This window comes from Nocardia sp. NPDC057440 (genome assembly GCF_042802915.1).
Lineage (GTDB): Bacteria > Actinomycetota > Actinomycetes > Mycobacteriales > Mycobacteriaceae > Nocardia.
Window position 1 is genome coordinate 630,574 of record NZ_JBHVDF010000002.1, and the last position, 21,244, is coordinate 651,817.

Sequence of the window (21,244 nt, forward strand, 5' to 3'; positions counted from 1 at the left end):
TACACCCTCTAGCGCGCTCTTATTTGTGGCCTATAACAACCACTAACTTTTTAAATCTTTCGGGGGCGGGGGGGGGCCCCCCCCCGCCCGCCCCCCCCCCCCCCCCCGGCGCCGAGCGACTACTTCAGGCCCTTGGCCCAGTCGTAGGACTTCAGGTAAGGGTCCGGGGTGACGGCTTTGCCCGAATCCCATACCGTGTAGATGAGTCCGTCCGGCCGGATCTCACCGATGCGGGCGGTCTTGGTGATGTGGTGGTTGGAGCCGTCGAGGGTGACCAGGCCCTCGGGCGCCTCGAAGCTCACGCCGTCGGCCGCGGCCTGAATGTCGGCCACCGCGAAAGACTTCGCCTTCTCGACGGTGTTCTTCCAGAGGTAGACCGAGGCGTACGCGGCTTCCATCGGGTCCGAGGTCGGCTTGTCGGCGCCGAAGGCGGCCTTGTAATCCGCGACGAACTTCCTGTTCACCGGGGTGTCGACGGTCTGGTAGTAGTTCCATGCCGTCAGCTGCCCCGCGATGTTCTGCGCGCCGATGCCCGCGACCTCTTCCTCGGCGATGGACACCGAAACAACCGGCATCTCAGCGGCTTTCAGGCCCGCGTTGGTGTACTCGCGGAAGAACGCGACGTTGGAGTCGCCGTTGAGGGTGTTGAACACCGCACCCGCCTTGGCGGTGCGCACCTTGTTCACGATGGTGGAGAAGTCGGTCGAGCCGAGCGGGGTGTAGTCCTCGCCCTTGATCTCGATGCCGTTGGCCTTCGCGTATTCCTTGATCTCGCGGTTGGCGGTCTGCGGGAAGACGTAGTCGCTGCCGACCAGATACAGGGAGGTGATGCCCTTCTGCTTCAGGTAGTCCAGCGCGGGAATGATCTGCTGGTTGGTGGTCGCGCCGGTGTAGAAGATGTTCTTGCTGTCTTCCAGGCCCTCGTACTGGACGGGGTAGTAGAGCAGCGAGTTCAGGCTCTCGAACTTCGGCTTCATGGCTTTTCGGCTCGAGGAGGTCCAGCCGCCGAACACCGCGGCGACGCAGTCGGAGCTGATGAGCTTCTCGGCCTTTTCGGCGAAGGTCTTCGGGTCGGAAGCGCCGTCCTCGAGTACCAGGTCGATTTTCTTGCCGAGGACGCCGCCCGCGGCGTTGATCTGGTCGACAGCGAGCTTGGTGGAGTTGGCGACGGTGACCTCGGAAATGGCCATCGTGCCCGACAGTGAGTGCAGGGAACCGACCTTGATCGAATCCTTCGACGTGTCGACGCAGGACGCGGCGTTGGAGCCGCTGGTCGAGTCGTCGTCCTTGGCGCCACAGGCGGTCAGCAACAGACCGGCAAGTACGACTGCCGTCGGGGCGACCAGCGCTTTTGCCGCGCGATGCATGCGTGGCCGATGGATGTCACGGGAATCTGGCATGGGGCAGGACCCTTCTCACTTCATCAGGTGTTCGGCGGCGCTGCGTGCGTCGCGGGCGAATACACGGGCCTTTGCACCGGTCAGGTGGGTCGACCGGGATGTATACAGCGGCTGTATTCGTGGTGCGAACACTAGACAGAAGTTATTGCGCCGGAATGACTCCCGATGACGAGTCCGTTGCCTGTGTTTCCGCCGTGTGAACCTTTGTGGTAACCGCTCGGTGAACGGCTGTGAGACTTCCCAATGGCTACGGTTGCGTAGCGTCGTCGCGGTACGGCAGGCTTCATTTGTACATCGTCAGAAAGCCGATCCCGTGGCTCGCCTGGCCACGGAGTTGTCAATCGAGGAGGACCACGGTGGGTCACTACAAGGCGAACGTGCGCGACATCGAATTCAATTTGTTCGAGGTGTTGCAGCTGGACAAGCTGCTGGATACGGGTGCCTACGGTGATCTCGACTCCGACACCGTGCGCGAGATCCTGACCGAGGTGAAGCGTCTCGCCGAGGGCCCCGTCGCGGAATCGTTCGCCGCGGCGGATCGCGATCCGGTGGTCTTCGACCCGGCCAACTACTCCGTCTCCGTGCCGGAGCCGCTGCGCAAGACCGTCGCGGCCGTGCGCGAGGCCGATTGGAGCAGGCTCGGGATGCCGGAGGGGATGGGCGGTACGCCCGCGCCCGCTGCGGTCATCTGGGCGATCAACGAGATGCTCACCAGCGCGAACCCGTCGGCGAGCTTCTTCAATATGGGTCCGGTGATGGCCTCGGTGCTCTACAACGTCGGCACCGATGAGCAGAAGGCGTGGGCCACCAAGGGCTACGACCGCGGCTGGCAGGGCACCATGGTGCTGACCGAGCCGGATGCCGGCTCGGATGTCGGCGCGGGTCGCACCAAGGCCGTCCAGCAGGAGGACGGTTCCTGGCACATCGAGGGCGTCAAGCGTTTCATCTCCGGCGGCGATGTCGGTGAGACCGCGGAGAACGTCTTCCACCTCGTGCTGGCGCGACCCGAGGGCGCGGGACCCGGCACCAAGGGCCTCTCGCTGTTCTATGTGCCCAAGTTCCTCTTCGATCACGAGACGCTCGAGCTGGGCGATCGCAACGGTGTGTATGTGACCGGCGTCGAGCACAAGATGGGCCTGAAGTCCTCGCCCACTTGCGAAGTGACTTTCGGTGCCACGGACGTTCCCGCCAAGGGCTGGCTGGTCGGTGCGGTGCACAACGGCATCGCGCAGATGTTCCAGGTGATCGAGAACGCGCGCATGGTGGTCGGCATCAAGTCCGCGGGCACACTGTCCACCGGATACCTGAACGCGCTCGACTACGCCAAGCAGCGGGTCCAGGGCGCGGATCTGACCCAGATGTCGGACAAGGCGGCACCGCGCGTCACCATCACCAACCACCCGGATGTGCGGCGCAGCCTCGCCATGCAGAAGGCCTATGCCGAAGGTCTGCGTGCGGTGTATCTGTACACCGCGGCACATCAGAATGTCGATGTGGCAGAGCTGGTTTCGGGTGCGGATGCCGAATTGGCGCACCGCGTGGACGATTTGCTGCTGCCGATCGTCAAGGGTGTCGGCTCCGAACGGGCCTACCAGTACCTCACCGAATCGCTGCAGACACTGGGTGGTTCGGGATACTTGCAGGACTACCCGATCGAGCAGTACATCCGCGATGCCAAGATCGACTCGCTGTACGAGGGCACCACGGCGATCCAGGCACAGGACTTTTTCTTCCGCAAGATCATTCGCGACAAGGGCGTCGCCATCGGGCACGTCACCGGGCAGATTGCCGCGTTCCTGGATGCGAAGACCGGTCGCTTCGAATCCGAAAGGGCGCTGCTGGCCACGGCGCTCGCCGACGTGCAGGCGATGGCGGCCACGCTGACCGGATACCTGATGGCCGCGCAGCAGGACCCGGCCGAGCTGTACAAGGTCGGCCTGGGTTCGGTCCGTTTCCTGTTCGCCGTCGGCGACCTGCTGATCGGCTGGCGTCTGCTGGTGCAGGCCGAGATCGCCGCGGCCGCGCTGGCAGCGGAACCGGTGGCCAAGGATCGGCCGTTCTATGCCGGAAAGGTCGCTGTCGCAAGCTTCTTCGCGAAGAATGTGCTACCGGAGTTGACCGCGGTCAAGGACATTCTCGCTGCGATCGACAACGACATCATGGAGATGGACGAGGCCGCGTTCTAGGCGTCGCCGTGTTCTGACGCGGTCTCGGGGACACGTCGACTCGACCGCCGGTGGCTACGCTCACCGGCGGTTCGGTCGTGTGGTTCGAGATCGGCTGCCGAGAGCTTTACCGAGCGGGGCCTGCGGCTGAGTGGCCGGGCGTTCGCTGAGTTGGTCGGTGGGGAGCCCTACGGGCCCCGGGATGGCTCGCGACTCCGGGGCCGGTGTCGGCGGGGTCAGTCGGCCAGGAGCTTGAGCACTACTGGGCGGGAGAGTGCGCCCGCGACTCGGCGGGCCAACTGGTTGGCCCCCGTGCCCTCCGCGTGCGCTGCTCGCAGCGCTTCGGCCAGCTCGCCGCGGGCAGCGTCGGCGACGGCCTGTGCGTCGCGTAGCCGTTGGGCGGCGCGGTCCACGTTGTCGCCGAAGTCCTCCGGGTCGGTGTGCGCGGTCGGCTCCGCCGCGGCGTTGTCGTCCGCTCCCGCGATCGCGGCCATCGGAGTCTCGATCGCCGCGGACTGCAGCGTGCCGGTGCGCGCGGCCGCCGCACGGGTGGTCAACTCGTTGACCGATGGGTCGACACGGGGCTCGCGTCGCATGGCGGCCCTGGCGAACTCCTGCATGAACCGCTTGGTCGTTTCGTAGTCCTCGGCGCCAGCGCCGAGTAGCAGGCGGGTGGTCTGCGGGACCGCGTGTGTCCAGTTGGCGACGCCGCACAGGGCAAGGAGAACGAGTCCGGCCTGCTGTTCGTCGACACCGAATTGCTCTCGGGCGCGGTCGAATTTCTGGACGTAGTGCTCGGCGCGCCAGCCGTCGATGTCGTGTGCGTCGGCCCCACGATGGAGTGATTCCCAGAGCAACAGTCGCAGCAGCTGGGGGTTGTCGCGGTGGTAGTCGAAGAGCTTGCCGACATATTCGCCGGGTTCGGTGTCTGCCATCGGCTGCACCACGTCGATGAACTCGCGCAATGTGTCGATGAGGATGACGTCGAACAGCTTGTCCTTGCTGCCGAACAGGCCGTAGATGCGTTCCTTGTTGACCCCTGCCGCCTCGGCGATGCGGTCGACTCGGCCGCCCGCAAGGCCGTATTCGGCGAATTCGTCCCGGGCCGCGCGCAGCAGCGCCTGCTTGGTCGCGTCGCTGCGCTTCATCGTGCCGGTCATGGCCGCGACTTTACCATTTCATTAAACCAACTATTTGGTTGACATGGTTTGATGGCGGTCGTACTGTCATCGCTATGGCAACGCCGACGCTTCAGCTTCCGGCCGGTACCCCGGCTGTCGCACACACCCGGAGCGTGTCACCACGCGCGCACACCGGGCGCACACTGCCCGTCTTCGTCTTGTCCGCCCTGCTCGCCACCGGCCAGATGTACATCCCAATTCCGCTGTTCACAGCCATGAAAGCCGATTGGAACGTCGGCTCGGGGGTGATGACGTGGATCATCAGCGCCTTCGCATTCGGCTATGCGGGCGGCTTTGTGCTCTTCGGCCCGCTGTCGGACCGCTTCGGCCACCGGCGGGTGCTTGTCGCAGGCATGATCGCCGCCGCGCTGGTCACCATATTGACCGGTCTGGCATTCGCCGCGCCGATCGCGGTCGGGCTGCGGATCGTGCAGGGTCTGGTCGTCGGTTCCATCCCACCGGCGATCATGGCCTACGTCGCCACTCGCATCGCGCCCGCGCACCGCGCCGTCGTCACCATGTCGGTGGCCACCTCGTTCCTCGCCGCGACGGTGCTCGCGCAGATCGTCTCGCAGGCGGTGGTCGCCGCGTTCCCGTGGCGGACCATGTTCGTCGGTTCCGCCGTCGGCTTCACGGCACTGGCACTGGCCCTGCGCGCTGTCATGCTCGATGACGCGCCGACCGGCCGGGACAAGCCGCTGCTGCACAGCTATGCGGCGATTCCCGCGGTGCTGCGGATCAAGCCACTGCTGCCGATGCTTGCCGCCGGTGCGTTGAGCATGGCGGTGATGGTCGGGGTCTACACCGGCATCGAACTCACCGGCATCGTCGAGGGATCGGGCGAACTGCTCGCCCTGCGGGCCGGTGCGCTCCCGGTGATGGTCGCGCTGCCGCTGCTCGCGATACCGCTGGCGCGGCTGTCGAAGCCGAGTCAGATCGTCCTCGGCGTGCTCGTCGCCGCTGCCGCGATGGTGCTCGCCACCTTCGAAGGCGGACACCTCGGGGTGTTGACGGTGCTGCTCGCCGTGCTCGTGGGCGGCCTCGGCATCATCGCTCCCGCCGTCCTGCAGAGCGCGGGCGAGCTGGGCGGGGAAGCCAGGGCCGCGGCCTCTTCGGTCGCCATGTTCAGCTTCTACGTCGGTGCGACCGTCGGGCCGATCGTCGCGGCAGCCGCTGCGCCACACGGCTTTTCGATGCTCGCGTGGACGCTGGCTATCCTGCTGGTCGCCGCACTCGGGCTGACCATGCTCGGTATGCGGTTCCAGCGCACGGCCGCGGCCGCGACCGCGGTGCCGGACCCTGTCGGCGCACAACCCGCGTGAGGATAACCGCCCGGGCGACATCGGTTTTCGCTGATGTCAGCCCGGCCTTGTCATATCGGGCTGACATCTCACCGCGCGTCGGTACCCACGAGTTCGCACGTTTCCGGCTTCGGCCGACCGGCCGATGAGCTCCAGTGCGTCCGACCGCACTATGACCGATTTATGTTCTGCCGCTTACGGATACGACAACCATGTGCCGCCGGAATGCTCGACCTGACTGCGCATTGGGCCGAAGTGCTATTGCCGAGTGTTGGCGACGCTCGCGACAACCTGCGCGCAGCGGATCGACTGTGCGCCCACCGAGTTCCGGCACCGGCGCGCGGGGTGAGTCATCAGGTCCGTGCGGCGGTGGCGAACCACGTGTATCGGCCTACTTGAGCACGTACGGCGATACCGAGCTGCGGTGCTCGCTGATATCCAGCACCTTGCCCAGCGGCGGAAACGCGCGCTGCGGGCAATTGGCGCGTTCGCAGACCCGGCAGCCCGCGCCGATCGGGGTGGCCTTCGCCTCGTCGAGATCTATCCCGTCGGCGTAGACGACCCGGCTCGCATGCCGCAGTTCGCAACCCAGACCGATCGCGAATGTCTTGCTGGCCTGGCCGTATCGGGTTGCGCGCCGCTCCACGGTGCGCGCGACCCACAGGTATTTGCGGCCGTCGGGCATCTGGGCGATCTGGGTCATGATCTTGCCGGGGTAGGCGAAGGTCTCGTAGACATTCCACAGCGGGCAGGTGCCGCCGCTGGCGGAGAAGTGGAAACCGGTGGCGGACTGGCGCTTCGACATATTGCCTGCCCGGTCGACACGGACGAAGGAGAAAGGCACGCCGCGCAGCTTGGGGCGTTGCAGAGTCGAAAGTCGGTGGCAGATGGTTTCGTAGCTTTGGGTGAAGAAGGCCGAGAGTCGCTCGATGTCGTAGCGGAAGTCCTCGGCGACCTCGAGGAAATGTGTGTAGGGCAGCACGGTGGCCGCGGCGAAATAGTTCGCGAGGCCGAGCATGGCCAGTTTGCGGGTGTCCTCGGAGACGAAATTGCCCTCCTCGACCAGCTTTTCGAGCAGCTCGCCGCATTCGAAATAGGCCAATTCGGCGGCGAGTTTGAAGGTGCGCTGTCCGCCGGACAGGTGCGGGGCGATCTCCAGTCGCTGGGTCTGCGGGTCGTACCGGTGCAGCACCCCTTCGCCGAGGTCGATGCGTTCGACGATCCGCACATCGTGCGCGCGCAGCCTGCGCGCGATCTCGTTGTTGATGTCGCCGCCGTGGAATCGGATGCGGGCGGTGAGTTCCTCTGCGGCGGTATCCAATTCGTGGATGTAGTTCTGCCGCTGATAGAAGAAGTCGCGCACTTCCTCGTGTGGCTTGCTGATCGTCGCGCTGCCGGAGCCGTCGGCGAATCGGTCCTCGGTGGCGGCGGCCAGCTGTGCGGAGGTGTTGCGGTAGCGGTTGTGCATATTGACCAGCGCGCGCGCCATGCTCGGGTGCGCGGAGACCATGTCGGCGATCTCCTGGGTGTCGGCCTCGATGCCGAGCTCCTGGTCCATCACGACCTCTTGGAGTTCGGCAATGAGCCGGGTGTCGTCCTGTGAGGAGAAGAAGGTGGCGTCGACGCCGAAAACCTCGCTGATCCGCAGCAGCACCGGCACGGTGAGCGGGCGCACATCGTGTTCGATCTGGTTGAGGTAGCTCGCCGAGATCTCCAGCTTCTGGGCGAGTGAGACCTGGCTCAGCCCTCGTTCGGTCCGCAGCTGACGAAGCCGCGCCCCGACGTAAGTCTTGGCCATCTGTCCAGTTTATGGCCGCTTTCGCAGCCGTGCCAATGGTGAATTAGCAGCAGAGCTGAGCGATATGTCACACCCCCGGGTTACCGTCAGGTGGTGCTGTTCTCGGATGTCGTGCGGACCTCGGAGACCGTCCGCGCGACGCGGTCCCGTAAGACCAAGATCGCCGCGCTGGCCGGGCTGTTGTGCGATGCCGCGCCGGACGAGCTCGCCCCGGTGGTCGCGTGGGTCTCCGGCGAGCTACGGCAGGGCCGCATCGGCACCGGGTGGCGCACGCTCACCGCGATGGACGGTGCGCCGAGCGACGGTGCGACACTGGCGGTTTCGGATGTCGATGGCGTGCTCAGCGAGGTGGCGGGCATCGCGGGCGCGGGGTCGGCGAACCGGCGCAAGGAGCTGCTCACGGCGTTGTGGACCGCGGCGACCACCGATGAACAGGTGTTCCTGCTCCGGCTGCTGACCGGTGAGCTGCGTCAGGGTGCGCTGACCGCGGTCGTCAGCGAGGCGGTCGCCGTCGCGGCACGGGTGCCGGTGGATCTGGTTCGCCGGGCCTACATGCTGTCGGGGCAGCTGCCGGTGACCGCCATCGCCGCGCTGACCGGCGGAGTGGACGCGCTCACCGAGTTCCGGCTGGAGCTGGGTCGCCCCATCCAGCCGATGCTCGCCTCGCCCGGCGCTTCGCTGGAAGAGGCGATGGCCGAATTCGACGGTGAGGTGACTGTCGAGCACAAGATGGACGGTGCCCGGATTCAGGTGCATCGCGAGGGATCGCGGGTGTGGGTGTTCACCAGGACACTGCGCGATATCACCGCGAGCGTGCCCGAGCTGGTCGACCTGGTTTCCCGGTTGCACTGCACCAGCGTGGTGCTGGACGGGGAAACTCTCGCGCTCACCGATTCGGGTCGGCCGCGCCCGTTCCAGGAGACGATGAGCCGCTTCGCCGAGGTGAGTTCGACCAGGGAACTGTTGCTGCACCCGTACTTCTTCGACTGCCTGCACCTCGACGGCCAGGACCTGCTGGACGCCCCGCTGCACGAGCGTCGCACGGCGCTGACGAAAGTCGCTGTCGAACACAGCATTCCAGCTCTGCTGCGGCCCGATCCCGAGGCGGCCGCCGAGTACTTCGACGGAGCGCTCGCCTGCGGGCACGAGGGCGTGATGATCAAATCGTTGAACGCGCCGTACGCGGCCGGTCGACGCGGCCGCGCCTGGCAGAAGATCAAGCCGACCCACACCCTCGACCTGCTGGTGCTCGGCGCCGAGTGGGGATACGGCCGCCGCACCGGTTACCTGTCGAACCTGCATCTCGGAGCCCGCGATCCGGAGACCGGCGAACCAGTGATGGTCGGCAAGACGTTCAAGGGCCTCACCGACGCGCTACTGCAGTGGCAGACCGCCGAATTTCCGCGCCACCAGCGCGCCCGCGACGACCAGACCGTGTATTTGCGGCCGGTACTGGTCGTCGAGATCGCGCTCGACGGCGTCCAGGTAAGTCCGCGCTACCCCGGCGGTGTCGCCCTGCGCTTCGCCCGTGTCGTTCGCTATCGCCCGGACAAGGCACCCGCGGACGCCGACACCATCGAGACCGTTCGCGCCCTGCTGCCGTGAGCCGCCGTTCGCCGCAGGGCCTCGCGGGAGCTTGCCGGCGGTCATTATCTCGGCGAGGCCAGCTCGGACGGTGGACCGCCGAGGGCTGCTCGCGCTTGGCAGGTAGAGGCCAGGTCCTACGGTAACCGATCGAAATCGAGTCCCGGCAGACGGCAACCGCATCGCAATTCAGATGGCCGGTACTTCACACTGGAGAGGTGACCGTCGAATTACTGGTTCTTCTGATCGTCATCGTCACGGCACTCGCATTCGATTTCACCAACGGCTTCCACGACACTGCGAACGCGATGGCGACCTCGATCGCCACCGGCGCACTGCGGCCGCGCGTGGCGGTCGCACTGTCGGCGGTGCTCAACCTCATCGGGGCGTTCCTGTCGGTGGAGGTCGCCGCGACGGTGGCCAAGGGCATCGTCCGGCTCGGCGGCGTCGACGGCCAGGACCTGTTGATCATCGTCTTCGCCGGCCTGGTCGGCGGCATTCTGTGGAATCTGCTGACCTGGTTGTTCGGCCTGCCCTCGAGTTCGTCGCATGCGCTGTTCGGCGGCCTGATCGGCGCGACCATCGCCGCGCTCGGCTGGAACGGAGTGATCTGGGCATCCGGTTCGGACGGCGTGCTCACCAAGATCGTGCTGCCTGCCGTGCTCGCCCCGATCGTGGCGGCGCTGGTTTCGGCCATCGGCACCTGGGGGGTTTATCGGATCACCAAGAAGTCGGATTCGAACAAAGTCGACGAGGGTTTCCGCTGGGGCCAGATCGGTTCGGCCTCGCTGGTCTCGCTGGCGCACGGCACCAATGACGCACAGAAGACGATGGGTGTCATCTTCCTGGCGCTCGTCGCGCACGGCACCCTCACCAAGAACGACGAGATGCCGCTGTGGGTGATGGCGGCCTGTGCCGTCGCCATCGCGGCGGGCACCTACCTGGGTGGTTGGCGCATCATCCGCACCCTCGGCAAGGGCCTCGTCGAGATCGACTCTCCGCAGGGGCTGGCCGCCGAATCCTCGTCGGCCGCGATCATTCTCACCTCGGCCCATTTCGGTCTGCCCCTGTCCACCACGCAGACCGCGACCGGCTCGATCCTCGGCACCGGACTCGGCAAGGGCGCGGAGGTCCGCTGGAGCGTGATGGGTCGAATGGCGGTGGCGTGGCTGCTCACGCTGCCGCTCGCGGGTCTGGCAGGGGCTATCTGCTGGGCAATCGCGCACGTCATCGGGGGGCTCGCAGGCGTGCTCGTCGTGTTCGCGATTCTCATCGCGCTGTCGGCCGTCATGTACCTGCGCTCGCGGCGCGACCCCGTCGACACCACCAATGTCAACGAATGGCCCGGCCAGACACCGGACGCGGACGAGCCGATCGAATCGCCCGGCGGGGCGCAGCCGGCAGACGACACGCCGGACGCCGATTCCGGTATTGCGAAAGACGCTGCTACCGCGACGGACGCATCGGCCTCGGCCGAGGGCAGGCCGGGCGGCGTGACCGCGGACGGGTTGTCGCCACCCTCCGGCGCGTCCTCGCCGGAGGGGCCCGGTACCAGATCCAATCGTTCCGCCCAGGTGTGAAACGTGTCGAACAACGCGCTGTACCCCGCCCCGCTCAGGCGTCGCATGCGAACAGCCGCACCGGTGGATCGTTCCCGGTCCGTTATCCACAGTAGGCATTAGGAGGAGCACCGTGCACACGCTCATCACGAATCTGAACTCGCTGTGGAAGGTGACCGTGGCCGGCCTGGTGCTCGGTGCGGGCTTGCCGATCATCTTCGCCGTCGGAGTGCGGTTCTGGTCGGCGGCCGATTCGGTCACCGCGGATGGCGGTGCGGTCCAACGCAATTACCCGGCGCTGGCCGGGGCTCTGGTGTGCTTCGGGTTGATCATCGCCGCGATCATCACCGGAATCCTCTACACCGCCAAGGCATTCCTGGCCGCGAAATTCGGTATCCACCTGTTCGGACAGGCCTGAAGGGCGCATCGTGACAGATCAACCGAAATCCACGCAGGGGCGACCGAATGTGCTCGCCCGGGTCATCGGCTGGCTGCGCGCCGGTTACCCGCAGGGGATCCCCAGCTCCGACTACGTCGCTCTGTTCGCAGTGCTGCACCGGCACCTGACCGATTTCGAGGTGGTCGCGATCGCCGAGGTATTGGTGAGCGAAAACCCGGACACCGAGATCAGTCACGCCGATATCGAGACGGCGATCACGCGGTTCGCGATGGAGCAGCCGGACGAACACGACGTCGCCCGCGTTGCCTCGCACCTCGCCGCAGGCGGTTGGCCACTCGCCACCCCATTCCCCGACGCCGATTGAGCCAGTCCGATGCCACCGTTTCTGCACGCGATCATCGACTGGCTGCGGGCCGGATATCCGGACGGTGTCCCGGAATCCGACTACATCCCGCTGCTCGCCCTGCTGCGCCGCCGCCTCTCCGACGACGAAGTCCGCCAGATAGCCGTCGAATTGGCAGCCACCGGTGACCTCCCCACAGACAAGACCGACATCCAGGTCATGATCACCAAGACCACCAACGAAATGCCCTCAGAACCAGACGTCGCCCGGGTTCGGACTCGCCTGGAAGCGCACGCCTGGCCCGACTCGGCCTCCGGCGAATAGCCACCGGCCGCGCTGCTCGAATCCTGCCCGCGCCGGCGCGCCGCTGCCGCATACCAGTGCGTTTCCAGCCCGATTTCCTCGTTGACAAATGGGGCTCGGCTGCGGCGTATCGCGGGTGGGATCTCGCGCATGCCCTGTTCGGTGGACTGGTCCGGGGCGTTGCGCCGGGCAGGTGGGCCGAAACGGCCATGGCCAAGGGGTGAATGTTGGTCGGCAGTGGTTGTGGTGGAGACCGATGTTTGGGTATTGCCAGTATGGGGAACTGGTTAGGGTCGGCGGGGTGATGGATACGGCGTTGCGGGTGGAGACGGCGAGCGGGGAAGCGTGGGAAAACCCTTCTGCGGACTTGTTGTTCGACCTGTTGAGCGAGATGAATCTGCGGCACCGGTTCGTGATCGTGGATCGGTTGGATACCGAGCCGGTCGGGCAGCACTACATGCAGATCTATCTCAACGACAACATGAGTTGTCAGATCGAGTTCCGTGAGGGTGGCTCCGACCGGCACTTCGCGGCGCGAGTGGCAGGCCCGTTCGATATGTCCGGGCACGAGACCGTGGCAAAGGTGTTGCAGGGCTGGGCTTTCGGTCAGCCGGGGTGGCGGGATGCGCTCCCGTGGTCTCGGGTGGTGGTTCAGAGCCAGCCCTGACCGGAGCTGTAGGGCCGGTGGCCGCCGAGATCGGGGAGGCGGCGGATGCCGGCGGATACCTCGAAGGCGAGATCCTGGTAGCCGAGGGCGAGCTCGGCCAAACGCTGCCAGGCGTCGTGGACGATCCAGTCCGGTGCGGTGCGCAGGGCCGCGTACGCGCAGGTAGAGAATTGGGCCATTCTGTCGATCACGGTGCCGACCGTCTCGGTGTGCATGTGTGCGCCACCGTGCGGAAGCGGAACTTCGGTGGCGATCCAGCGATCGATGGTGAGCACGAAATGCGCTCGCCGCTCATCGATGTCGGCTGTCGAGCCCAGCGCGCAGTACCCGCGCCGTTCGTGCAGTCCCGCCAGTTGGTGCGCGGATGCCAGGATCGGATGATCGCCGCGCGGCAGGCTGCGGCAGGCTTCCAAGACCATTTCTTTCGGCGGCAGTGGTTCCATACCGGTTCCCCCTCATTCGAATGATGCTGCTGGACAACGATCTACCCGTACAACAAGCCGTCAGCGCTCAACGCCGATGCCGCCCACCGAGCTTGGCAATGCCACGCCGTGGCGGCGTTGTCTCCCAAGGGGCTTCGTTGACAGCAAGCCCCAGAGCCTCCAACGCCGTGAGTCCCATCCGCGCCGCGAGCTCATCCATCACCGCCACAAACTCCGCCGCCTGAATCGCGGCCGTCGCCTGCTCGGTAGTAAGCATCCGCCCCCGCAAATACGAGACCACCCACCCGTCATCGCTGACCCGCCGCGCCTGATGCGCAGTCCGATCCCCGACCATCCACGCCCGACCGACAACATGCACAGCCATGCGCCCCCCTCGATGCCGCGCCGTGCGGGCCCGGCTGGAACGCTCCCGCCTGTGATCTGAGACACAGGAAGCCTAGGGTTTTGTCTATCGATAAGTCAAGTGGACCTATCGATTTCACTACTGATCGTTCTACTCTGCTGGGAGGTACGGTCATCTCCACGCATCGTCAGAGCTGGAAGGACACCATCCGCCGATGGCACCACTCTCGCCAACGGTCGCCCGCTGGGAACTCATGCTCCGAATCAAGCGCAGGCGCAGCGAGTTCGACGTCAGTGCGTCGGTCATCGCCAAGGAACTCGGCTTCACGCTGTCGTACTGGTCGAAGGTCGAGAAGGAACGCATCCTGGCCGAGGACAAGCTGAAGAGGCTGATGTCGCTGCTCGAGTTCGACCCCGCCGAACGCGACGAGATGCTGCGGTTGCGCGAGATCGCCAAGCAGCGCGGGTGGTGGTCGAGCTATGCCGGATTGCTGTCGGATGAGGTCACGCGGCTATATGGGCTCGAGTACGGAGCGCACAACATTCGGAGTTATGCGAGCGTCCTGATCCCCGGACTGTTGCAAACCGAGGACTACGCCCGTGCGGTGATCGCCAACGATACTGCGCGAGTTCGGCAGGTCGAGATCGATCGATGGGTGGACCTACGCATGCGGCGTCAGCAGCGGCTGACCGGCGCGGAACCGCTGTACTTCACCGCGATTGTCGGCGAGGCGGCCCTGACGCAGCGAACAGGCGGTACCGAGGTCTTGAAAGGACAGCTACGCCATCTGGTCTCGATGGTCGACGAGCACCGCGATTCGCTCGATATTCGCGTCATCCCGTTCGATGCGCCCGGCGGTGCGCTGCTGGCGGGCGCATCGTTCCACCTGCTCGGATTCGAGAACAAGCTGCTTCCCGACGTGGGATGGACCGAGACATTGGTTCACCTCGGACTGATCGAAGACGCCGAGCCGGTAAGGCATCTCAGTACTATGTACGCCAACACCATCGCCGATCACGCCCTGCCACGGGACGATTCGATAACGTTGATCGAGCGCAAACTCGGTGAGCTGTAGGCTCGGCTGATATGGATGGCGTGCCGGGCTGGTTCAAGTCGTCGTATTCGAATGACAGCACCGCGTGTGTAGAAGTCCGATTCGACGGCGACCGAATTCTCGTCCGCGACAGCAAGTATCAGGGTCTCCCTGACGCCCGTCCAACCCTCGAGTTCGGGCAAGCCGAGTGGGCTGCCTTTACCGCGGCCATCCGAACGGCGCCATCGTCGCTCGCCTGATCGGCCACACCCACTCGCTGCCGACAGCTTCGTCGCGATCATCCGACTGGGGGCGTGCCAGTGCTAGAGCCGCTGCACGGTATGTCATCGCTGTGCCTGGTCGTCGCCGGCTTCCCCTGTAGTCGGCCGTAGGCGAATAGCGCGCGGTGCCTAGCGGTTCATGCCGAGCCGCCGGTACCCGGCTGCCCCAGCGCCGCAGTTCCCAGCCGACCCACAGCCCGATCGCGGTAACCCTCGAGGTCCCCCGAGCAGGCTTACCTCGTCGGCAACGGAAGCGGCCCGCCTCACTCAGCGGCCCAACCCACTCTCTTCCGCCCGGCCCAGGTGGCTCACTGCCCTGACCCACCGCCCGCCGGCCGGTGGCGCGGGACCCTCGCCCGCGCCGCCGACCGGCATCGGAGGTCAATTCACTCCTTGTCGGCGCTCGGCTTTTCCTCGTCGTACGGCTGGTTCATGGTGTTCTGGAACTTGATCGCAGCGGCAATGCCCACAGGGACACCGAGCACCCCGGCGCCGACGATGGCGCCCAATCCGCCGAGCACACCGGCGCCGGCGAGGCAGCCCGCGATAAGGGTGAGGCCGCCGGCATCGAGGATGGGAGCGCCGAAGACCGCACCGGCGACGGCGCCGACACCGCAGCCGATGGCCGCACCGATCAGTCCGCCTGCCAGGGTTCCCATCCCGACGGCCAAATCGAACTCGTTGATGGCGGCCTGGACCGCCGTGTCGAACCGCTCGGTCCGCGGATCGCCGCTGATGTCGTCGAGGTGCATGTCCGGCGTCGCCGCTTGGATGGCCGCCTTCACTTCCACTGGAGCCTCGACGGCTTCCAGCGCTTTCGGCTTGACCGCGAACGACGCGACGCCGGCGACCGTGTTGCCGGTCGCGTCCTGCACCTGGAACTGCCCGCCCTGGGTGATGAGGGTGGACATCCCGGTCTCGATGACCACGGACTGGTCCAGTGAGCTACTGGTGTACTGCACCCCTGGCATGATCTCGGTACTCAATGTGCGCCGGTCCGGCATCGCGGGTGCGGCCGTCGCCGTAGCGGACCCAATTCCCACAGCACTCACGACCGTCACAGCAATAACGGTCGCGCGGGTGAACTTATACATGTAGCCCTTACCTCTGATATGCACTGACTGCGCAGCGTTGGTCGGTTCGTCAACGAGTCCGTCGCCGGTGCGCGTTATCCACAAGCGCCGCATCGACGAATCTCGTTTGCCGTTCTCGCCCTGCGCTGAGCTCTCGACTTCGGAGGGCAAACTTAACGGAAACGATTTTCGTTGTCTATCGCCGGGCCGTGCCTGGCCGATGCTGTGGACGACTGCCGTTCGTGGTTCCGATCTCTGCCTTGACCTGGCGGTCTTTCGGGTGGCGCCAGTGAATTCGCCGCCGTGCTCGCGACTCTGAACCAGCTCATTTCCAGAGCTCGATGGCTTCCCAGCAGTGAAAATTCTCCGCGGCGTCTACCGGCGGCGGCCACGTCTCACCCGCACCCGGCCGCGTCTGCTGTCGCGCGGGTGATGACGGGGCGGCGGTGTCAGCGAGAGGCTTGGGGGCTCCGGGGCAGTAGATAGACGATTGCCGCCAGTAGGGCGGCGGTGGCCAGGAGGGTGTAGGAGTTGCCCAGGAGGAATTGGGGGAGGGTCCAGTGGAATTCGCGGGTGTTGGTTTGAGGGACGAACCAGATCAGGCCCTGGGGGAGCGACGGGAGGTCGGGGTCCCAGTCGCCGATGCGGTCGACCTGCATCGGCCACGCGAAGGTGAAGAGGTAGATGGCGGCGGGGACGGCTATCCGGATGCTGGGCGGGCGGTTGCGCAGCGCGTGGAAAATCCACATCAGGGCTGGGGCGATCCAGACCCAGTAGTGGGTCCAGGAGATCGGGGAGGCGAGCAGCATGACGGTGGCCGCGAGGAGGGCGCCGAGTAGTTCGTCGCCGCGTAGGTAGGCGACACGGGCAGCGGCTATTCCGGCGATCGCGAGCAAGCCTGCGCCGAGGAGCCAGGCTTCACTGCTATCCCATGTCGTCCATTGCAGGCGACCGAAGAGGCCGTTGATCGACTGGTTCTGTACGTAGGCGAAGCCGATTCGGTTCTGCGACGAGGTGGTCGTGGTCCAGAACTCGAACGCCTGGGCCGGGCGATACCAGAAGCCGATAGCGACGGTGGTGGCGAAGGTCGCGCCGGCTACGGCGGCGGCTTTGAACTGGCGTGTGATGAGCAGGTAGACGATGAACACCGCGGGGGTCAGTTTGAGGCCGGTCGCGATGCCGATCAGGATGCCCCGATACCGGCGATCCTTGGGGATGGCGAGGTCCGCGAGCACCAGCGCCATGAGAATCACGCTGACCTGACCGAACTGAAATGCCTGCTGCACCGGCTCGATCCAGATCGCGGCGGCGCTGACCGCGATGGTCATCGCGACCATGCCGGGACCGCGCCGATGCCGCTGGAGTGCGGCGGCGCTCCACACGCTCACGGACAGCGATGCCATGGTGAGGACCACGATGCCGGTCCCGATGTAGTTGATCGGGAATTGTGACAGCTCGGCGCATATCCACGCGGCGAAGACGGGGTAGAGGAAGGGCAGGCCCATCGGTCCGCGGCCGTCGTACAGCAGCTCGGGGTGCATCGCCGCGGTCGAACCGCCCCACATGTAGACCTGTAGGTCGATCTGGTGCCAGTACATCTGCCAATTCGGGCGCAGGAATTCCAGCCAGACGCCGACGGATAGGGCAGCGAAAGCGATTGCGGCACAGAGGGTCGTCACTGTGTGCGGGGTCCGGGTCGGCGCGACAGTCCCGGTAGCGCGCTGTTCTCCCATTTGCAGGATGGCAGCCATGTAGTTGTGTTTCCTTCATCAGGTGAGACAGTACAGGCGAAACGAGCAAATAGTTAGCTAAACTAAGGGCAATTCACCCTATCATTCCCCCATGTCGATGCCGTGCCCATGCTTTCCCGGGCTTGGGGATGTGGTGATCTCCGGCGGTTCCAGCTGGATACGGCGCCTGAACTGCGACGACGCAGCGCCTCGGGTGGATCGGCTGACGGAGTGATCGAAGACGCGCTCACGTTGTGGTCTCGGCGCCGAGTGTGGTTTCCGGTTGCGCGGCGCTTGCCGAAGGCGGCTGCCGCACCGGTGACGCCGGTGTGGGAGGGGCTCCGGCCGTGGACTACGCGGCGAGCAGGCGCAGCAGGTGTTCGACCTCTGACTGGACAGCGGCGCGTGCGGGCTCCAGGTACTTGCGCGGGTCGGAAAGGCCGGGGCTCCCGGCCAGGGTGGCCCGGATTGCTTCGGTGGCAAGGACATTCAGTCGAGTGGCGATATTGATTTTGGTCATGCCGTGTTCGACGGCGGCGCGCAGACCTTCGTCGGGGACGCCGGAGGAGCCGTGCAGGACAAGGGGGACAGGCACTTTCGCCGCCAGTCGGGCGATGAGGTCGTTGTCCAGTTCGGCGGTGCGGGTGTGCATGGCGTGCGAGGAGCCGACTGCCACGGCCAAGGCGTCGACGCCTGTTGTCGCGACGAACTCGACAGCCTCGTCGGGATCGGTGCGGACGCCGGGCGCGTGCGCGCCGTCTTTGCCGCCGACCTCGCCCAATTCGGCCTCGACGAAGACTCCGTGATCATGGCACCAGCGCACCACTTCCGCGGTGGCCTCGACATTGGCGGTGTAGTCGAGGGTGGAGCCGTCGTACATGACCGACCGGATGCCGAGATCGACGGCGGCTCTGATGAGGTCGAACGACGTGGCGTGGTCGAGGTGCACGGCGATGGCCGCGGTGCTGTCCTCGGCGATCCGCAGACACGCGAGCGCGATAGCGGCTATGCTGCCGTGGTAGCTGACGGTGTTCTCCGAAAGTTGCAGCACCACTGGCAGTTTCGCCGATTCAGCCGCACCGGCGATGGCCTCGGCATGCTCCAGGGTGATCACATTGAACGCGCCGAGACCGCCCGGGCGCGCGGTGGTGATCAGTTCGGAGACGGGTGTCAGGGTCATTGTCGGGTCTCCTGGAGCTCGGGTCGGCCGCCGCAAGCAGGCACTGCCTGAAACGCCGGTACATAGGCAGTGCGCTCACCTTCTGATGGGGTGAGGGTGGGTCTTCGGCCCATCCCGCGGCCGACGGCACAGCGGGCCGGTGAACTGGCTCGCTGTCGGGCGTGATCGGCTGGTCCGGCGGTACGGTCTCCGGGATGCTTCGCGAGACCGGATTTTCGTCGAGCGCAGTCCGGGCGAGGTGGAGCGCCGGTCATCATGGGAGCTCGGTGTCTCACGGTGAGGAATCCTGCGAGCTGGGTTCGACTAGCTTTTCGAGGCCGACGGTAGGGGTGAGCCGGGTGCGGGCGCAGCGGTCTATTTCGCCCGCCACCGGGATCAGCACTGCGGCGGCGGCGGTGGCGACTGCGTCGACGAGGATGGCGGGCCAGTCCGGTTCGGTGCTTTCCGTGAGCGCCGATATGACGGCGGCTGCTGCGGAATCGCCTGCGCCGGTAGGGTTTCCGGACATCGGTTCGGGGAGGCTCGCGTACCACGAGCCCGCCTCGGTGATCGCGATCATGCCGTCGGCGCCGCGGGTGGCGATAATGGCGCGCACTCCTCGATCGATGAGTGGCCGCGCGGCGGTCGCGACCTCGTCGGGTGTGAGCGGGACTCGGCCGGTGAGGCGTTCGAGTTCTTCGGTGTTCGGCATGAGGATGACGCCGGGGATCTGGGCGGCGAGGCGCAGGGATTCGCCGTCGACGTCGCAGATGGTCGGAACGCCCGCGGCGATGGCCGTGCGGGCGAGTTCGGCGGGGAGGCTGGCCGAGACGCCGCCGGGCAGCGATCCGGAGATCACCAGTCCATTGATACCGGGTAGTAGGCCTGCCACTCGCACGGCGAGCTGTTCGACGGCATGGGGATTCGACACGCGCGCACCGGGTTCCCACAATGCGGTCGCGGTGCCGTCCTCGGATTCGCTGATCACTACCGTGCGCCGGATCCACGGCAATGCGTGCACGAAATCGACCGGCATCTCCAGTTCGGCGGCGGCCGCGAAGGCGTGGTCGGAAAAACCCGTTGCCCGGGAATATTTTCCGAGCTGGTTCAGCACCCGCGTCACGTTGATGCCCTTGCCGCCGATGCGTTGCTCGACGGACCTGACCCGATGCGCCTGGCCGCGTTCGAAACGCTCGACACGATAGGTCATGTCGTAGGCGGGATTCATTGTCACGGTGAGGATCACGTCAACCACTGTCCATGTCTGAGCACCCGGCGCAACTGTAGATTGTCATCGACTATCAACAGGTCCGCGAACTGGTCGGTCGAGATATCGCCCACATCGGCTAATCCGGCCGAAAGGGCCGGAACGGAAGTGGCCGCAATCACAGCATCGCGCAGCGGGACGCCGCAATCGCGCACGGCCCAGGCCAGACACCGCAGCAGGTGAGCGGTACCCCCTGCGATGGATCCACTCGCCACTCTGGCGACGCCGTCGGTGACCCGCACCGCCTGAGGACCGAGCTGGTAGTCGCCATCCGGCATACCCGCCGCTTGCATCGCGTCGGTGATCAGCGCGACCCGCCCCGGCGCGGCCGCGAAAGCCAGTGCGGCGAAGCCGGAGTCGACGTGGACCCCATCGCCGATCAGTTCGACCACCACCGCACCGGCCGCCGCGGCGACCAGTGCGGCGGCAACCGGACCGGGCTCGCGATGATGCAGCGGCGGCATGCCGTTCGCCAGGTGCGTAACCAGGCTGCCGAAACCGTTGGGGCGCAATGACTTCCGGAACACGTCGAAGGCTGCGTCGCTGTGTCCGAGAGACACCGTCACATCGTTGCGGGACAGCCGTTCGGCGACTGCCCGATATCCCGGAAGTTCCGGCGCGATCGTCATCACCCGCAGGTGTCCACCCGCGGCCCTCAGCAGTCGATCGGTCAGCTCGAGGTCGGGATCGCGCAGGTAGCGCGGATCTTGGGCGCCACAGCGGGCCGACGACAAAAACGGTCCCTCGGCATGAATCCCGCCGATCACTCCGGTCGCGGCCAGCTCGGCCAGCATGGTCGTCTGTGCCACCATGTCCGCCGCGGCCCCGGTGACAACGCTCGCCAGCACCGTCGTCGACCCGCGCGAATGATGAAATTCGGCCGCCGCGCGCGCCTCCGCGTGGTCGACGGTATCGAACCGATGTCCGAACCCGCCGTGGTTGTGGATGTCGACCAGCCCGGGCAACACCGTGCCACTGAATGTCGGCATGGCCGAATCGGGGTGCGCCGCAGCCCATTCCGTCACCGGACGCACCGCGTGGATCCGCTCGCCGCGCACCGAGACCACCCCGTCGTCGAGTGCATGCGCCGCCGAGACAATCCGCCCGCGAATGTCGAACTCGGCTGCCGGGGCCTGCCGGATCATGCGCCCGCTCGATTCCTGAGCATGGCGCGGCCCTCGGGTGCCGCGACGCTTTCGGCAGGTGGCACGGCG

The 21,244-nt window shown here is 66.1% G+C and carries 20 protein-coding genes; 10 read left to right on the forward strand and 10 right to left on the reverse strand.

The features are described from left to right. Positions 1-119: 119 nt before the first annotated feature. On the reverse strand, positions 120-1,400 hold the full coding sequence (urtA, locus tag ACFU4Z_RS06225; protein WP_379060191.1) for an urea ABC transporter substrate-binding protein: 1,281 nt from the start codon (positions 1,398-1,400) through the stop codon (positions 120-122). 356 nt (positions 1,401-1,756) lie between these two features. Here urtA and ACFU4Z_RS06230 point away from each other — a divergent pair, with 356 nt between their 5' ends. Next, a complete protein-coding gene (locus tag ACFU4Z_RS06230) occupies positions 1,757-3,586 on the forward strand; it encodes an acyl-CoA dehydrogenase (protein WP_379060193.1) in 1,830 nt (609 codons plus the stop codon). Positions 3,587-3,801: 215 nt separating this feature from the next. On the opposite strand, the gene ACFU4Z_RS06235 is transcribed toward ACFU4Z_RS06230, so the two are convergent. After that, entirely contained in the window at positions 3,802-4,725 is a 924-nt protein-coding gene (locus ACFU4Z_RS06235; RefSeq protein WP_379060195.1) for a TetR/AcrR family transcriptional regulator, read from the reverse strand. A gap of 74 nt (positions 4,726-4,799) precedes the next feature. On the opposite strand from ACFU4Z_RS06235, the gene ACFU4Z_RS06240 reads away from it, so the two are divergent. Continuing rightward, complete coding sequence (locus tag ACFU4Z_RS06240) at positions 4,800-6,068, forward strand: MFS transporter (protein ID WP_379060197.1); 1,269 nt, start codon at positions 4,800-4,802, stop codon at positions 6,066-6,068. A gap of 370 nt (positions 6,069-6,438) precedes the next feature. Here the strand turns inward: ACFU4Z_RS06240 and ramB are convergent, their stop codons facing one another. Further along, positions 6,439-7,845, reverse strand: coding sequence for an acetate metabolism transcriptional regulator RamB (gene ramB / locus ACFU4Z_RS06245; protein WP_379060199.1), 1,407 nt, complete (start codon positions 7,843-7,845; stop codon positions 6,439-6,441). Positions 7,846-7,938: 93 nt separating this feature from the next. On the opposite strand from ramB, the gene ACFU4Z_RS06250 reads away from it, so the two are divergent. The 6 genes from ACFU4Z_RS06250 (at position 7,939) to ACFU4Z_RS06275 (ending at position 12,701) form a co-directional block, all read left to right on the forward strand. Further along, a complete protein-coding gene (locus tag ACFU4Z_RS06250) occupies positions 7,939-9,450 on the forward strand; it encodes an ATP-dependent DNA ligase (RefSeq protein WP_379060200.1) in 1,512 nt (503 codons plus the stop codon). 197 nt (positions 9,451-9,647) lie between these two features. After that, on the forward strand, positions 9,648-11,009 hold the full coding sequence (locus ACFU4Z_RS06255) for an anion permease (RefSeq protein WP_379060202.1): 1,362 nt from the start codon (positions 9,648-9,650) through the stop codon (positions 11,007-11,009). 112 nt (positions 11,010-11,121) lie between these two features. Then, positions 11,122-11,406, forward strand: a complete 285-nt coding sequence (locus tag ACFU4Z_RS06260) for a hypothetical protein (RefSeq protein ID WP_379060203.1) — start codon at positions 11,122-11,124, stop codon at positions 11,404-11,406. A gap of 10 nt (positions 11,407-11,416) precedes the next feature. Beyond that, on the forward strand, positions 11,417-11,752 hold the full coding sequence (locus ACFU4Z_RS06265) for a DUF3349 domain-containing protein (RefSeq protein WP_379060204.1): 336 nt from the start codon (positions 11,417-11,419) through the stop codon (positions 11,750-11,752). 9 nt (positions 11,753-11,761) lie between these two features. Continuing rightward, the gene (locus ACFU4Z_RS06270) at positions 11,762-12,055 is read left to right on the forward strand and encodes a DUF3349 domain-containing protein (RefSeq protein WP_379060205.1); all 294 of its coding nucleotides are present in this window, start codon (positions 11,762-11,764) and stop codon (positions 12,053-12,055) included. Between the two features lie 280 nt (positions 12,056-12,335). After that, on the forward strand, positions 12,336-12,701 hold the full coding sequence (locus ACFU4Z_RS06275; RefSeq protein WP_379060206.1) for a hypothetical protein: 366 nt from the start codon (positions 12,336-12,338) through the stop codon (positions 12,699-12,701). On the opposite strand, the gene ACFU4Z_RS06280 is transcribed toward ACFU4Z_RS06275, so the two are convergent. Both ACFU4Z_RS06280 and ACFU4Z_RS06285 read right to left on the reverse strand, forming a co-directional pair. After that, positions 12,686-13,144 carry a DUF4254 domain-containing protein gene (locus tag ACFU4Z_RS06280; protein ID WP_379060207.1) on the reverse strand — a complete coding sequence of 153 codons (459 nt, stop codon included), beginning with the start codon at positions 13,142-13,144 and terminating at the stop codon, positions 12,686-12,688. The two genes, ACFU4Z_RS06275 and ACFU4Z_RS06280, sit on opposite strands and share 16 nt — an antisense overlap. A 67-nt stretch (positions 13,145-13,211) precedes the next feature. Further along, complete coding sequence (locus ACFU4Z_RS06285) at positions 13,212-13,508, reverse strand: hypothetical protein (RefSeq protein WP_379060209.1); 297 nt, start codon at positions 13,506-13,508, stop codon at positions 13,212-13,214. Positions 13,509-13,701: 193 nt separating this feature from the next. Here ACFU4Z_RS06285 and ACFU4Z_RS06290 point away from each other — a divergent pair, with 193 nt between their 5' ends. After that, positions 13,702-14,562 (forward strand): helix-turn-helix domain-containing protein, encoded by an 861-nt coding sequence (locus tag ACFU4Z_RS06290; protein WP_379060210.1) that lies wholly within the window; start codon positions 13,702-13,704, stop codon positions 14,560-14,562. 11 nt (positions 14,563-14,573) lie between these two features. Next, positions 14,574-14,780, forward strand: coding sequence for a DUF397 domain-containing protein (locus ACFU4Z_RS06295; RefSeq protein WP_379060212.1), 207 nt, complete (start codon positions 14,574-14,576; stop codon positions 14,778-14,780). 407 nt (positions 14,781-15,187) lie between these two features. Here ACFU4Z_RS06295 and ACFU4Z_RS06300 read toward each other — a convergent pair whose 3' ends face one another. The 5 genes from ACFU4Z_RS06300 to ACFU4Z_RS06320 form a co-directional block, all read right to left on the reverse strand. Further along, positions 15,188-15,853, reverse strand: coding sequence for a hypothetical protein (locus ACFU4Z_RS06300; protein WP_379060213.1), 666 nt, complete (start codon positions 15,851-15,853; stop codon positions 15,188-15,190). A 470-nt stretch (positions 15,854-16,323) separates the two neighbouring features. Further along, the gene (locus ACFU4Z_RS06305; protein ID WP_379060215.1) at positions 16,324-17,625 is read right to left on the reverse strand and encodes a glycosyltransferase 87 family protein; all 1,302 of its coding nucleotides are present in this window, start codon (positions 17,623-17,625) and stop codon (positions 16,324-16,326) included. A 331-nt stretch (positions 17,626-17,956) separates the two neighbouring features. Continuing rightward, entirely contained in the window at positions 17,957-18,784 is an 828-nt protein-coding gene (locus ACFU4Z_RS06310; protein WP_379060218.1) for a ketose-bisphosphate aldolase, read from the reverse strand. Positions 18,785-19,055: 271 nt separating this feature from the next. Beyond that, positions 19,056-20,009 carry a 1-phosphofructokinase family hexose kinase gene (locus ACFU4Z_RS06315; protein ID WP_379060220.1) on the reverse strand — a complete coding sequence of 318 codons (954 nt, stop codon included), beginning with the start codon at positions 20,007-20,009 and terminating at the stop codon, positions 19,056-19,058. Beyond that, positions 20,006-21,175, reverse strand: a complete 1,170-nt coding sequence (locus ACFU4Z_RS06320) for an N-acetylglucosamine-6-phosphate deacetylase (protein ID WP_379060221.1) — start codon at positions 21,173-21,175, stop codon at positions 20,006-20,008. Before ACFU4Z_RS06320 ends, ACFU4Z_RS06315 begins: the two co-directional genes overlap by 4 nt. Between the last annotated feature and the right edge of the window lie 69 nt (positions 21,176-21,244).